The sequence below is a fragment of the Streptomyces plumbidurans genome, assembly GCF_019857225.1.
Classification (GTDB): Bacteria; Actinomycetota; Actinomycetes; order Streptomycetales; family Streptomycetaceae; genus Streptomyces; species Streptomyces plumbidurans.
The window spans coordinates 156,445-169,109 of the sequence record NZ_JAFJSY010000011.1 but is presented as its reverse complement, the minus strand read 5'-3'; the positions used below and the strand labels follow the sequence as shown (position 1 = coordinate 169,109).

The following is a 12,665-nucleotide window of genomic DNA, read 5'->3' as shown; positions in this document are numbered from 1 at the left end:
ATCACCGCCCAGCCCAGCCCAGCCCAGCCCAGCCCAGCCCAGCCCCGCCCAGCCCCGCCCAGCAGCGGTGACCAGTTGGCCCGCCGCGATGCCGGGCCGGGGCGCCGGGTGCCCGGCGAACGGGCAAGCCGGGTCTCACCTCATGCCGCGACCTGCGCGCCCCTGTCGCGTTGTGACACCGCCAAGTAGCCGACGAATCCGATGATGGCGACCGTCCAGGCGAGGGTGACCGGCCCGAGGCCGAGACCGAGGCCGCCGCGGCTGTGGCCGAGGGCCATCCAGTCGGCGAGGGACGCTCCGAGGGGGCGGGTGATGACGTACGCGGTCCAGAACGCGGTGACCGGGCCGAGGGCGCCGAGTCGATGGGCCAGGGCGGGCGCGCAGATGCCGGCCCCGAAGAGGGCGACCGAGCCCAGGTAGCCGAAGCCGGCGGTGGCAGTGAGATCACCCGCGGCGGTGCCCAGGGCGAAGGTGGCGAGGACAGCGGCCCAGTAGAACGCCTCGCGGCGGCGGGTTCGGATGGTGTGGATGGACAAGGTGCGCTCGACGGCGTACCAGAGCGCGAAGACCGCGGTCAGTGCGAGGAGGAAGGCCGGGGTCGACACGGCGTAGGGCACGCCGAGGCCGACGTGCAGGACGTCGGCGGCCATGGTGCCGAACACGCTGACCATGACGACGGCCGTCCAGTAGGCCCAGGCGACGTACCGGCGGAGTGTGAACTGGACCGTCAGGGACGCCGTCAGGGCGAGAGCGCCGAGCGCCACTGCCGGAAACGGGCCGAGGGCTCGGGCCAGGAGGTCCGATGCCGTTTCACCCATCCCGGTCGTCAGCACCTTGATGATCCAGAAGTAGACGGTCACCTCCGGCACCTTGTTCGCCAGTTGACGTACGGGAGCGAGGGGCCGGTCGTCGAGAACGTGCTCTGCGGTCATGATCCGCACGATGGCACGCCGAGCCTGAACGCAACCTGAACGGTGCACGGGGCGGCGGCGGCACGCGGTACCTCGTCGGCACTACGCCGTTCGACCCTCTCCAGTGGGCCGCTGCCCGCCGTTTGTCTCACCTTGGAGGAGCGACCGCAGCGTGTTCTCACCCGCCTCTAACCGGCGAACCGTACTGTGAGATGTTCTCCTACGAGATGTAGGAGAAGGCGGTTCCGGGGGCAGGTGAGGACGAGAGGTGCGGTATGGCCGACGGCGCGAACCTCACGAGGACCCGTGCCTCGCGCACCGGCTTCCCGCCGCGGACCGTCCGGCCTCGGCGCCGCTGGGGCGAACACTGGCTCGCGGCTGTCGCGGGGGCCTTCACGCTCGCGCAGCTCGTCCTCGTACGGCCGGACCTCGGTCTCGGCTGGGACGAGACGGTCTACGTCAGCCAGGTCGGCGGCCATGTGCCCGCCGCCTTCTTCAGCGCGCCCCGCGCCCGCGGCATCTCGCTCCTCGTCGCGCCGATCGCGTCGTGGTCCGACTCCACCGCCCTCCTCCGGGTCTACTTGGCGGTCCTGGCCGGTCTGGCCCTCTACGTCGCTCTGCGCATCTGGCGAGCTCACGTCGGGCCGCGCGTCCTGGCCCTGGCGGGTGCTCTGTTCGTCTCCTTGTGGGTGACCGTGTTCTACGGCCCGCAAGCCATGCCGAACTACTGGGTCGCCGTGGCAGCCCTGGCCTGCGTCGGCTGTTTCGTTCGAGTCCGGGCGAACGCAGGTGACCGGACGGCCTGGTGGGGCGTGTTCGCGGGGGCGGCGCTGATGGCGTTGATGCGTCCGACGGACGCCGTCTACGTGGCGCTGCCTCTGCTCGTGCTCTCCCTGCGCCGACCACGCCTCCTCGCCGTGCTGGCCGCCGGGCTCCTCGCCGGCGCCGGTGAGTGGGTGATCGAGGCGTACCTGAGCTACGGCGGCCTCGCGCAACGTCTCTTTGACGCCTCCCGCATCCAGGGCGGTCTCGGCCGGCACCTGGCGGTCGTCGACCAACTGCGCAGTCTCGGCGGGCGCACCCTCTGCCGCCCCTGCACCGGATCGACCCCCAACCCGGTGGTGACCCTGTGGTGGTTCGCGCTGCCGGTCCTCGCCGGGCTGGGCGCTGTGGTCGCCGTCCGTGCCCGGCGCACTCTGCCTCTCGTGCTCCCGTCGGCCTGCGCGGTCACGGCCGCCGTCCCCTACCTGTTCCTGATCGGCTACGCGGCCCCCCGATTCCTGCTGCCCGCCTACGCCCTGCTCGCCCTCCCCGTCGCCCACGGTCTCCAGCACCTCGTCGGCGCCCAGGCCCGGGGGACGGCGCGGGTCCTCGCCGTGAGCCTGTTGGCGGTCTGCCTGGCAGGCCATCTGGCGGTGCAGTACGCCGTCCTGGAACGCACCGTGCACAGTTCCGCCGCCAACCGTGACGACTGGTCCCGCACCGCGTCCGCCCTCCACGCTCTCGGCGTGCGGCCGCCGTGCCTGCTCAACGGGTACGAGGCCGTGCCGATCGCCTACTACACCGGCTGCGGCTCGGCACAGACCGTCGGCCACGACACCAGCACCACCGTGGCCGCACTGACGCGCGACGCCCACCGGACCCCCGTAGCAGTCCTCGCCCTACCCGGGGACGGTCCGCCTGCCTACGCGCGCACCTGGCCCGTGGAGCGGGTCGGCCATCTCCACGCCTACGTCGCTCCCTTCGTCCGGCGAGGGCGGTGACTGCCATGGCCGTGTCCGACTGCGCGCCCGTGACCGCGGGCAGGCACCTCTTTCTCCGGTTGGGGATCACTCTGGCGGTGCTGATCGCCGCGGGCGCCATGCTCGCCGCGCACCGGGCCATGCTCGACAGCGGCACCGAGCAACTGGCCGCCGCAGACGGGGAATGGCTGCTGCTCGCCTGTTGCGCCACCCTCGCCACGTGGGTGTGCGCGGCCGTGGCACAGCAGGGGGCGGTCGTCGAGCGGCTGCCGCGAGGGCGGCTGGTGGCCGCGCAGTTCGCGGCGTGCGCCGCCAACCACATCCTGCCCGCGGGGGCCGGGGCGGGCCTGGTCAATCTGCGCTTCCTGACCCGATGCGGCCTGTCCACCAGACGCTCGGCGACCGCGCTGGCCGTGAAGGCGACCGTCGCCGGAATCGTCCGGTGCGTGCTGGGGGTCGTCCTGCTGGTGGCATCTCCGGGCGTTGTCCCGCTGTCGGTACGGGCGCCGCACGTGCTGGTCCTGGTGCCGATCGCGGTGGCGGTCCTCGCCCTGGCGGTCATGGCCGACGGCCGGCTCAGGCGGGTGGTGGGGCGGGCCGTGGCCGACGTACGGGAAGTGCATCGGTCCCGAGCGCGCGCCTGCGCGCTGTGGGGCGGCTCGGTCGCCTTCGCGTTGCTGCACGCGGGCGTGGTCGTGGCCGTGGTCCACGCACTCGGCCTCGCGCTGCCCGTGGGCCATGTGGTGATGGCGTACCTCGTCGCCAGCGGGGCGGCGGCGCTGCTTCCCACGCCCGGCGGACTGGGGTCGCTGGACGCCGCGCTGGCTCTCTCGCTCACGGCCGCCGGAGCACCGGGGCAGACGGCGGTCTCGGCGGTCATCGGCTACCGCCTGCTGACCGGCTGGCTGCCCATGGTCCCCGGCCTTTTGGTGCTGGGTCTGCTGGCCCGCCGCTCCGCCCTGTGACATCGCCTCGATCTGCCTCGACCCGGCGGATCGGGAGCCGGCCGGGGCACGGTGACAGGTCCCGCCCCGGACTACGGCCGCTCGACGGCCAGCAGTGCCGGGAACGCCTCGCGCAGGGCCTCGCGCCAGTCGCGGATCGGCTCGATGCCGGCGGTGGACCAGCGGTCGTGGCCGAGGACGCTGTAGGCGGGCCGGGGAGCGGGGCGGACGAAGGCGGCGCTGGTGGTCGGGCTGATGCGTGCGGGGTCCGCGCCGAGCAGCCGGAAGATCTCGTCGGTGAGGCCGAACCAGGTGGTCTCGCCCCCGCTGGTGCCGTGGTAGATCCCGGCCGGAGCGGTACCTGCCAGCGCCGAGCGCCCGAGCCGGACGAGGCGGTCGGCGAGGTCGGCGGTCCAGGTGGGCTGGCCCCGCTGGTCGTCGACCACGTCCAGGACGTCCCTGACGCTCTCCAGCCTGATCATCGTACGGACGAAATTGCCGCCTCCCGCGCCGTACAGCCACGCCGTGCGCACCACGTAGCCCGCGTCGGGGAGCGCGCTCAGCACCGCCTGCTCGCCGGTCAGCTTGGTACGGCCGTAGGCGCTCCGGGGGGCCGTGGGGGCATTCTCGGCGTACGGAGAGGTGCCGTCGCCCGCGAAGACGTAGTCCGTGGAGATCTGGAGCAATCTCGCGCCGGTCCTGGCGCACGCCGCCGCGAGGTTGCGGGCGCCGTCGCCGTTGATGCGAAGGGCCGCGGGCTCCTGGCTCTCCGCGTCGTCGACGGCCGTCCAGGCGGCGCAGTTGACGACCACATCGGGCCGGTGCCGCGCCACGGCCGTGTGCACCGCCTCCGGGTCCGTGATGTCGAGGTCCGTGCGGGCCAGGCCGACGCTCTCTTCTCCGTCGGCCGTCAGGCGGGCCAGGAGGTCCTGGCCGAGCATGCCGCCCGCGCCGGTGACGAGCCAGGTGGATGTCACAGCGCCGCGCGCCCCTTCAGCGGCTCCCACCAGTCACGGTTGTCCCGGTACCAGGCGACGGTCTCGGCGAGGCCGGTGGCGAAGTCCTTGCGGGGTTCGTAGCCCAGCTCCGTGCGGATCTTGGTGCAGTCCACGGAGTAGCGGCGGTCGTGGCCCTTGCGGTCCTGGACGTACTCCACGCTCTCGTCCCAGTCGGCGCCGCACGCCTCGAGCAGCAGCCGGGTGAGCTCCTTGTTGGACAGCTCGGTGCCGCCGCCGATGTTGTAGACCTCGCCGGCGCGTCCCTTGGTGCGCACGAGTTCGATGCCCTGGACGTGGTCGTCGATGTGCAGCCAGTCGCGGACGTTGCCGCCGTCGCCGTACAGCGGGACCTTCCTGCCGTCCAGCAGGTTCGTGATGAACAGCGGGATGACCTTTTCCGGGAAATGGTGGTGCCCGTAGTTGTTGGAGCAGCGGGTCACCCGCACATCGAGGCCGTGGGTGCGGTGGTACGAGAGGGCGATCAGGTCGCTCGACGCCTTGGCCGAGGAGTAGGGGGAGTTGGGCTGCAGCGGGTCGGTCTCCGGCCAGGAGCCCTCGTCGATGGAGCCGTAGACCTCGTCGGTGGAGATGTGCACGAAGGTCTGGATCCCGGCCCGGTGCGCGTGGTCGACCAGGGTGTGGGTGCCCATCACGTTCGTACGGACGAACTCGGCGCCGCCGTCGATGGAGCGGTCCACGTGCGACTCGGCCGCGAAGTGCACCACCTCGTCGTGCTCGGCCATCAGCTTCCCGACCAGCTCGGGGTCGCAGATGTCGCCCCGCACGAAGGCGAAGCGGGGGTGGTCGCGCACCTCGTCGAGGTTGGCCGGGTTGCCGGCGTAGGTGAGCTTGTCCAGGACGGTCGCCGTGACGTCGCCCGGGCCCTGCGGGCCCAGGAGGGTGCGGACGTAGTGGGAGCCGATGAAACCGGCGCCGCCGGTCACGAGGATTCTGGTCGTCATGAGGAGATCTGTACCTTGCTGTGGTCGCCGAGGACGAGTCGGTGGGCCGAGGGGGTGCGGGGCGCGGGGGTGACCTGGACGTTGCGCCCGATGAGCGAGGTCTCGATGCGCCGTACGCCGCAGATGGCGGAGTCGCGCAGGACGATGGAGTACTCGACCTCGCTGTCGTCGATGCGGCAGTCCTCGGAGATCGAGGTGAACGGGCCGATGTACGAGTCACTGATCACCGAACCGGGGCCGATGACGGCGGGGCCGACGATGCGTGATCCGCGGACCTCGGCACCGGCGTCGATGCGCACGCGGCCGATGATCTCGCTCGACTCGTCGACGGTGCCCTCGACGGCGGGCTCGAGCGTCTCCAGAACGGAGCGGTTGACCTCCAGCATGTCGTCGACGTTCCCGGTGTCCTTCCAGTAGCCGGAGATGGTCGTCGAGCGGACGTCCTTGTGCTGGTCGATCAGCCACTGGATCGCATGGGTGATCTCCAGCTCGCCGCGCCAGGACGGCTCGATGCTGCGGACCGCCTCGTGGACGGCGGGGGTGAACAGATACACACCCACCAGCGCGAGGTCGCTCCTGGGCTTCTCCGGCTTCTCCTCCAGGCCGGTGACACGGCCGTTCCCGTCGAGCTCGGCGACACCGAACGAGGTCGGATCGGGCACCCGGGTCAAAAGGATCTGGGCGTCGGGGCGCTCCGCGCGGAATCCGTCGACGAGCCCGGTGATGCCACCGACGACGAAGTTGTCGCCGAGGTACATCACGAAGTCGTCGTCACCCAGGAACTCGCGGGCGATGAGCACCGCGTGGGCCAGGCCGAGCGGCTGTTCCTGCGGAATGTAGGTGACCTCGATCCCGAATTCCGAGCCGTCGCCGACTGCTTCCCGGATCTCGTCGGCGGTGTCGCCGATGATGATCCCGACGTCCGTGATGCCGGCGTCGGCGATCGCCTCCAGCCCGTAGAACAGCACGGGCTTGTTGGCGACGGGCACCAACTGCTTGGCGGACGTGTGGGTGATGGGACGCAGGCGCGTGCCCGAGCCACCGGAGAGAACAAGAGCTTTCATTCGCGGCATGTCGAATCCTGCAGATGAGGTGGACGATCGAACTCTACAACATGTAGTAGATTAAGTCGTACGTGATGTAGTAGTTCCGGCGTCGGTCAGTAGCGGAGGCAAAAGGCACGTGCCCATCAAGGTGAGCGTGGTGATCCCGGTCTACAACCCGGGCGCCTATATCGAGGACTGCATCGCTTCTCTGCTGCGCCAGAGCCTGCCGGACGACGAATACGAAGCGATCTTCGTCAACGACGGCTCCACCGACGGGACCCCCGGGAGACTGGACCGGCTCGCCGCCGAGTACCCGCACATGCACGTCATCCATCAGGAGGCATCGGGCTGGTCCGGCAAGCCGCGCAACGTCGGCATCGGCGCCGCCAGGGGTGAGTTCATCCAGTTCGTGGACAATGACGACTGGCTCGGTGACGAAGCCCTGGAGCGTATGTACAACTACGGCGTGGAGAACGACGCCGACGTGATCGTGGGCAAGATGGCCGGCAAGGGCCGCACCGTCCCGCGGGAACTGTTCCGCGAGAACCGCCCGCACGCGAACGTCGGGGACGCCCCGCTGATCGACAGCCTCACCCCGCACAAGATGTTCCGCAAGATCTTCCTGGACAAGTACAACCTCCGTTACCCGGAGGGGCGCCGCCGCCTGGAGGACCATGTCTTCGTCACCGAGGCATACCTGCGGGCCGCGAACGTCTCCGTCCTCAGCGACTACATCTGCTACTACCACGTCAAGCGGGACGACGCCTCCAACGCGGGCTTCCAGCGGTTCGACCCGGCCGGCTACTTCAAGAACCTCCGAGAGGCCCTCGACGTCGTCGAGGAACTCACCGAACCCGGCCCGCTGCGCGACCGGCTCTTCCGCCGGTGGCTGCGCGTCGAGATGGTCGAGCGGATGCGCGGGCAGCGGCTGCTGAAGTTGCCGCAGGACTACCGTCAGGAGCTGTTCGGCGAGATCCACAAGGTGGTCGTCGAACGCTTCGGCCCCGGTGTCGCCGCGGGCCTGCAGCCCACCCAGCAGATCGTCGCCGGGCTGATCGCGGCGAACCGCCTGGATGACATCGAGGCATTCGCCAAGTGGGAGAAAGGCATCAGGGCTTCCGGCGCCCTGGAGAGCCTGAGCTGGGACGACGGCACGCTGAGGGTCGGCTTCACCGCCGAATGCGCCTCGGGTGGCAAGCCCGTCACCTTCCGCGCGGACGGCGACAAGCACCTGCTCGCCCCGCCGCTGCCGCAGAGCAGTCTGGACGCCATCGCGCTGTCGGGCGCGGACACCTCGGCTCCCCTGGGCCAGTCCAGGGCGGACCTGGTCCTGCGCGAGCGCGGCACGGGGGCGGAGTTCTTCCAGCCCGTCGAGCTGTCCCGCGAGAGTGCCGCTGTGAAGGGCCGGGTCGGCTACTCGCGGCAGATCCTGCGGGCCACCGCCGAGATCGACCCGCGCACGGCGGCGAACGGCGCGGAGCTGGGCGACGGCATCTGGGACGTTCTCGTCCGCATCAGCTCCTGCGGCTGGGCCAAGGAGACCCGCCTGGGTTCCGTGCGCAGTGACGACGCGGGCCAGGGGCGCACCGGCGCCCTGGTCGGCTCCCCGGCCCGCCTGGTCCTGCCGTACTGGACCGACCCGCACGGCAACCTCTCGCTGGACATCGGCCTGCGGACCGACCGGCTCTCGTACGACCTCGCCACCGTGACCCCGGCCGAGGTCACGGTCACCGGCGACGTCGCCCGCCTCACGGCAACCCTGCCGCTGCACGTCCCGGGCAGGGCCGATGTCATGCTCAAAATGACCGGCCTCGGCACGAGCCCCACCTGGAACGTGCCCGTTGTGCTGACGGATCGTCCGGCCGGCGGCGCCGAGCTGATCGCCGACCTGCCGCTGGGCGACCTCGCCGACGGGCGGTGGCGGCCGGGGCTGCTTCTGCCCGCCGCCCGTGAGGGCAGGTCCGTCGCACTCGCCCTGACCCTGCGGGCCGACGGCGGCACTGTCGTCGTCGAACCGGTCGCGGCCGTCGCCAAGTCCCCGGCCCCGGCGCGCAGGTCGATGCTGCGTCGCCTCGCCGGCAGGGTCCGCCGCGCCCTCAGGACGTACAAGAAGTAAGGAACAGGGACGACATGCGACCCCTGGGTATCGAAGGCGCGTGGGTGCTGGAGCCGAAGGTCTTCTCCGACGACCGGGGGAGCTTCCACGAGTGGTTCCGGGGCGCCGAGTTCCGCGCGGCGACCGGCCAGGACCTCAAACTGGCCCAGGCCAACTGCTCGGTCTCGAAGTGGGGCACCCTGCGGGGCATCCACTTCGCGGATGTGCCACCCGGCCAGGCCAAATACGTCCAGTGCGTACGCGGTGCGGTCATCGACGTCGTCGTCGACATCCGCGTCGGCTCACCGACGTACAGGCAGTGGGAGGCCGTCCGGCTCGACGACGACACCCACCACGCGGTCCATCTGTCGGAGGGCCTCGGCCACGCGTTCTTCGCGCTGACCGACCGTGCCACGGTGGTCTATCTCTGCTCCGAGGGTTATGCCCCCGAGCGCGAGCACGGCATCCACCCGTTGGACCCCGACCTCGCCATCGAGTGGCCCGCCGGCATCGAGCCGCTGCTGTCCCCCAAGGACGCGCAGGCACCGACCCTGGTCGAGGCGGAGGCACGGGGTCTGCTCCCGGCCTACGAGGATTGCGTGGCCTTCCGCAGGACGCTCCGCGACGACTGATCCGCCCGGCCGCGATCACGAGTCGTCATGCCACTCATGCCACTCATGGTGCTCGTGCGGGGCGGCTGGGGCAGACGATGCCGCACGGTGGTCAGGATGCGTTCAGGTATCTCGTGACACGGTCGGGCCCCATGACATACGAGACCTCACAGAGCCCCGCTCCCTCGGCGGCCGGTAGCGGGATGACCCCCTCCGGTCGCCGACCGGGCTGGAACAAGGTGCCCGAAGTCACCGTCTACTTCTGGATCATCAAGGTGCTGTGCACGACAGTCGGCGAGACCGCGGCGGACCTGCTCAACGAGAAGGCCGGCCTGGGCCTGACCGGTGTGTCGGTCCTCATGAGTGCCCTGCTGGCGGTCGTCCTGGTCGTGCAGTTCCGCACCACCGCCTACCGCGCGGGCGTGTACTGGCTCGCCGTCGCCCTGATCAGCGTCGTGGGCACGCTGATCAGTGACAACCTGACCGACAACATGGGCGTTCCGCTCGAGACCAGCACCACCGTCTTCGCGGTCGTCCTCGCGATCGTCTTCGTGGTCTGGTACCGGCGCGAGCGGACCCTGTCCATCCACCACATCGACACCACGAGCCGCGAGGCCTATTACTGGCTCGCCGTCCTGTTCACCTTCGCCCTCGGCACCGCGGCCGGTGACCTTCTCTCCGAGCGCATGGACCTGGGCTACTGGCTCTCCGCGGTCCTGTTCGGCCTGGCCATCGCCGCGGTCGCCCTCGCCCACTTCAAGCTCGGCCTGGACGCGGTGTGGAGCTTCTGGATCGCGTACATCCTCACCCGTCCGCTCGGCGCGTCCATCGGCGACTACCTCTCCCAGCCCACCGGAGACGGCGGCGTGGGTCTGGGCACCGTCATCACGAGCGCGCTGTTCCTCACGGTCATCCTCGGCCTCGTCGTGTATCTCGCGATCACCCGCAAGGACGTGGCGGAGCCGCAGCGCGCAGCCCGCCACGCAGCCTGAGCGGGCACGTTGCAGGCGTTCAGGATGCGTTCAGGCCGGAGCTGCCAAGCTCGGCTCCGCGACTGCCCTGTCGTACTCCCGAACAGGAGCCCCCCACATTGGAGCAACCGGAACTCGTCACCGACCTGGACGTCGCGAGCTCGACCAGGTCGGTGACGAAGAAGCTCCCAGAAGTGACGCCGGCGTTCTGGATCATGAAGATCGCCGCCACCACCCTCGGCGAGACGGCCGGCGACCTCTTCGCGCAGACTCTGCGGCTCGGCTACTTCCTCACCACGATCGCCCTGATGCTCATCTTCGTGCTGACCCTGGTCGTCCAGCTCAGGTCCAGCCGCTACAACCCGTTCTTCTACTGGACGGTGATCCTCTCGACCAGCATGGCCGGCACCACGATGTCCGACTTCATGAACCGTGACGCGAGCGCCAAGTACCTCTCGGGCGACGCCACTTCACTGGGCTGGGGTCCGCAGGGCCTCGGCATGGGCTATCCGACCGGTGCCGCGATCCTCATCTCGATCCTGTTGATCATCTTCGCCGCCTGGAACGCGACCGGCATGACCTTCCAGATCCGGGACATCGTCACCTTCCGCGCCGAGGTTCTGTTCTGGTCGGCGATCCTCGTCTCCAACACCCTCGGCACCTCCATGGGCGACTTCCTCTCCGACAGCTCCGGACTGGGTTACGCCGGGGGCGTGCTGGTCGTGACGGGCGGGCTGGTCGTCCTGGTCGCCCTGATGAAGGTGCCGGTGGTGCCGAACGTGCTGCTGTTCTGGATCGCCTTCGTCCTCACCCGCCCCCTGGGCGCCACCGCCGGTGACCTCCTGACCAAGCCCGTCGCCAAGGGCGGTCTGAACCTCGGCACCGCCGGTTCGTCGGCCGTGCTCCTGGCCACCCTGGTCGGCCTGATGGCCTACGCGCAGGTCCAGGAGCGCCGGACCGCGCACCCGCGCCCGACGGAACGGGAGGCGGTCGCCCAGCGGACCGACTGAGTCCGGTCAGTCCGTCGGCAGGTCGACCAGGAAGCGTGCCCCGGAGGTGTACGCCGGGTCGTGGCAGACGTCGCCGCCGGCGGTGCGGGCCAGCCGCCGCGCCAGCGGCAGCCCCAGGCCGGCGCCGTCGTGCCCGTCGTCCGGGTCGGCGCGGCGGCCGGGTTGGAAGAGGTCTTCGACGAACGCCTCCGGTACGCCCGGTCCGTCGTCGGTGACGTCGATGCGGACGCCGCCGGGCCGCTGCCGTGCGGAAAGGGTCACCGAGGAGCGGGCGTGGCGAACGGCATTGGCCAGCAGCGGGCTGACGATGCGTTCGAGCAGGGCGGGCGCGACGCCCGCCGTCAACTGCGGGTCCGGTCCGTCGATGACGGTCCTCACCTGCTCCCGCGCGTCGAAACGCTCGACCAGTTGACGCAGCACGGGGCCGACGGCGGTGGCTCCCCCGATCGGGGTGGTGTTCCGCGCGCTTTCGCGGGCGTCGTTCAACAGCGTGTCGCAGATGGTGCGCATGGACTGGGCGGCCTCCGCTATCACCGCGTGGGTGGCGTGGGTCTCGGCGGCCGAGCGCGGACGGGCCTGCCACCAGTCGAGCTCGATGATGATCCGGGTCAGTGGTGTGCGCAGTTCGTGGGACAGCTCGCCGGTCAGCTGCTGCTCGTGGCGCAGCACACCGCGTATGCGGTCCAGCAATGAGTCCAGGGAAGCGCCCAGGCCGGACAGTTCGGTCGGATGGTCCTCGGCGCCGAAGCGTTGGTCGGAGCCGGTGGCGCTCCACTGGGTGGCCTGGTCGGTCATGGTGCGCACGGGCCGCAGCGCCCGTCCGACGGCCAGGCGCGTCAGCGCATAGGTGCACACGAGCATGACGGCGTCCAGGACCAGCGAACCCAGCAACAGGGTGTCGGCGGAATTGCGGTAGGGGGCGAGGTCCAGGGCCGTGACGACGGTGGCGGTGCCGCTGTGGCCGGACAGGGGCCGGGAGCACAGGCGGACGAAGCGGGAACCGTCGGAGTGCACGGTGGCGCAGGTCTGTTTCCCGCGTGCGGCGAGCCGGCCGGCGGCTCGGGTCAGCGTGCCGCCGGCCGTGCTGGACGGGGGCTTCTCCAGGAGTCGTGGCCCGGCGTAGATCCACACGTTGGCGTCGAGGAGGCTGTCGTTGACGGTCTCCAGGACCCGCACTCGGGGGCCGCTGGCGTCGATGGTGGTGGCGACGGCGGCCGCGCGGGTGCGCAGCTCGTCGTCCGCCTGGTGCTGGAGGTGCCGGTCCGTCGCTGTGTTGAAGACGACGGTGAGGATGGTCATCAGAAGCGCGGCGGTGGTCAGTGCCACGAGCGAGAGCCGGCCGCGCAGCGTCCGGGGCGCCAGGCAGTTCATGCGC

At 70.5% G+C, this 12,665-nt stretch carries 11 protein-coding genes; 6 read left to right on the top strand and 5 right to left on the bottom strand.

Translation table 11 applies throughout. The features are described 5' to 3' along the window. Nucleotides 1-140 precede the first annotated feature (140 nt). A complete protein-coding gene (locus JYK17_RS10680) occupies nt 141-932 on the bottom strand; it encodes a COG4705 family protein (RefSeq protein WP_108013171.1) in 792 nt (263 codons plus the stop codon). Nucleotides 933-1,186: 254 nt separating this feature from the next. Between JYK17_RS10680 and JYK17_RS10675 the strand changes: the two genes are divergently transcribed. Together JYK17_RS10675 and JYK17_RS10670 are read left to right on the top strand one after the other, a co-directional pair. Further along, on the top strand, nt 1,187-2,674 hold the full coding sequence (locus JYK17_RS10675) for a hypothetical protein (protein ID WP_222810238.1): 1,488 nt from the start codon (nt 1,187-1,189) through the stop codon (nt 2,672-2,674). A 5-nt stretch (nt 2,675-2,679) separates the two neighbouring features. Beyond that, the gene (locus JYK17_RS10670) at nt 2,680-3,618 is read left to right on the top strand and encodes a lysylphosphatidylglycerol synthase transmembrane domain-containing protein (protein WP_108013169.1); all 939 of its coding nucleotides are present in this window, start codon (nt 2,680-2,682) and stop codon (nt 3,616-3,618) included. 71 nt (nt 3,619-3,689) lie between these two features. Here the strand turns inward: JYK17_RS10670 and rfbD are convergent, their stop codons facing one another. From rfbD to JYK17_RS10655, 3 genes are read right to left on the bottom strand one after another with little or no spacing between them, the layout of a single operon-like run. Further along, the gene (rfbD, locus tag JYK17_RS10665; RefSeq protein WP_108013168.1) at nt 3,690-4,574 is read right to left on the bottom strand and encodes a dTDP-4-dehydrorhamnose reductase; all 885 of its coding nucleotides are present in this window, start codon (nt 4,572-4,574) and stop codon (nt 3,690-3,692) included. Continuing rightward, entirely contained in the window at nt 4,571-5,557 is a 987-nt protein-coding gene (gene rfbB / locus JYK17_RS10660; RefSeq protein WP_108013167.1) for a dTDP-glucose 4,6-dehydratase, read from the bottom strand. The genes rfbD and rfbB overlap by 4 nt, the downstream gene beginning before the upstream one ends. Continuing rightward, a complete protein-coding gene (locus JYK17_RS10655; protein WP_108013166.1) occupies nt 5,554-6,621 on the bottom strand; it encodes a glucose-1-phosphate thymidylyltransferase in 1,068 nt (355 codons plus the stop codon). The genes rfbB and JYK17_RS10655 overlap by 4 nt, the downstream gene beginning before the upstream one ends. 118 nt (nt 6,622-6,739) lie before the next feature. Here JYK17_RS10655 and JYK17_RS10650 point away from each other — a divergent pair, with 118 nt between their 5' ends. The 4 genes from JYK17_RS10650 (at nt 6,740) to JYK17_RS10635 (ending at nt 11,290) form a co-directional block, all read left to right on the top strand. Beyond that, nucleotides 6,740-8,719 (top strand): glycosyltransferase family 2 protein, encoded by a 1,980-nt coding sequence (locus tag JYK17_RS10650; protein WP_108013165.1) that lies wholly within the window; start codon nt 6,740-6,742, stop codon nt 8,717-8,719. 14 nt (nt 8,720-8,733) lie between these two features. Then, nucleotides 8,734-9,330 (top strand): dTDP-4-dehydrorhamnose 3,5-epimerase, encoded by a 597-nt coding sequence (gene rfbC / locus JYK17_RS10645; protein ID WP_108013164.1) that lies wholly within the window; start codon nt 8,734-8,736, stop codon nt 9,328-9,330. 131 nt (nt 9,331-9,461) lie between these two features. Further along, nucleotides 9,462-10,301, top strand: coding sequence for a COG4705 family protein (locus JYK17_RS10640; protein WP_222810237.1), 840 nt, complete (start codon nt 9,462-9,464; stop codon nt 10,299-10,301). Nucleotides 10,302-10,399: 98 nt separating this feature from the next. Then, a complete protein-coding gene (locus tag JYK17_RS10635; protein ID WP_108013162.1) occupies nt 10,400-11,290 on the top strand; it encodes a COG4705 family protein in 891 nt (296 codons plus the stop codon). 6 nt (nt 11,291-11,296) lie between these two features. Here JYK17_RS10635 and JYK17_RS10630 read toward each other — a convergent pair whose 3' ends face one another. Next, on the bottom strand, nt 11,297-12,661 hold the full coding sequence (locus JYK17_RS10630; RefSeq protein WP_234547929.1) for an ATP-binding protein: 1,365 nt from the start codon (nt 12,659-12,661) through the stop codon (nt 11,297-11,299). Nucleotides 12,662-12,665 lie beyond the last annotated feature (4 nt).

Bases quoted from the DNA above. Each gene is read 5' to 3' on its own strand.
- JYK17_RS10680 (WP_108013171.1), bottom strand. From the start codon at position 932: ATGACCGCAGAGCACGTTCTCGACGACCGGCCCCTCGCTCCCGTACGT.
- JYK17_RS10675 (WP_222810238.1), top strand. From the start codon at position 1,187: ATGGCCGACGGCGCGAACCTCACGAGGACCCGTGCCTCGCGCACCGGC.
- JYK17_RS10670 (WP_108013169.1), top strand. From the start codon at position 2,680: ATGGCCGTGTCCGACTGCGCGCCCGTGACCGCGGGCAGGCACCTCTTT.
- rfbB (WP_108013167.1), bottom strand. From the start codon at position 5,557: ATGACGACCAGAATCCTCGTGACCGGCGGCGCCGGTTTCATCGGCTCC.
- JYK17_RS10655 (WP_108013166.1), bottom strand. From the start codon at position 6,621: ATGAAAGCTCTTGTTCTCTCCGGTGGCTCGGGCACGCGCCTGCGTCCC.
- rfbC (WP_108013164.1), top strand. From the start codon at position 8,734: ATGCGACCCCTGGGTATCGAAGGCGCGTGGGTGCTGGAGCCGAAGGTC.
- JYK17_RS10640 (WP_222810237.1), top strand. From the start codon at position 9,462: ATGACATACGAGACCTCACAGAGCCCCGCTCCCTCGGCGGCCGGTAGC.
- JYK17_RS10630 (WP_234547929.1), bottom strand. From the start codon at position 12,661: ATGAACTGCCTGGCGCCCCGGACGCTGCGCGGCCGGCTCTCGCTCGTG.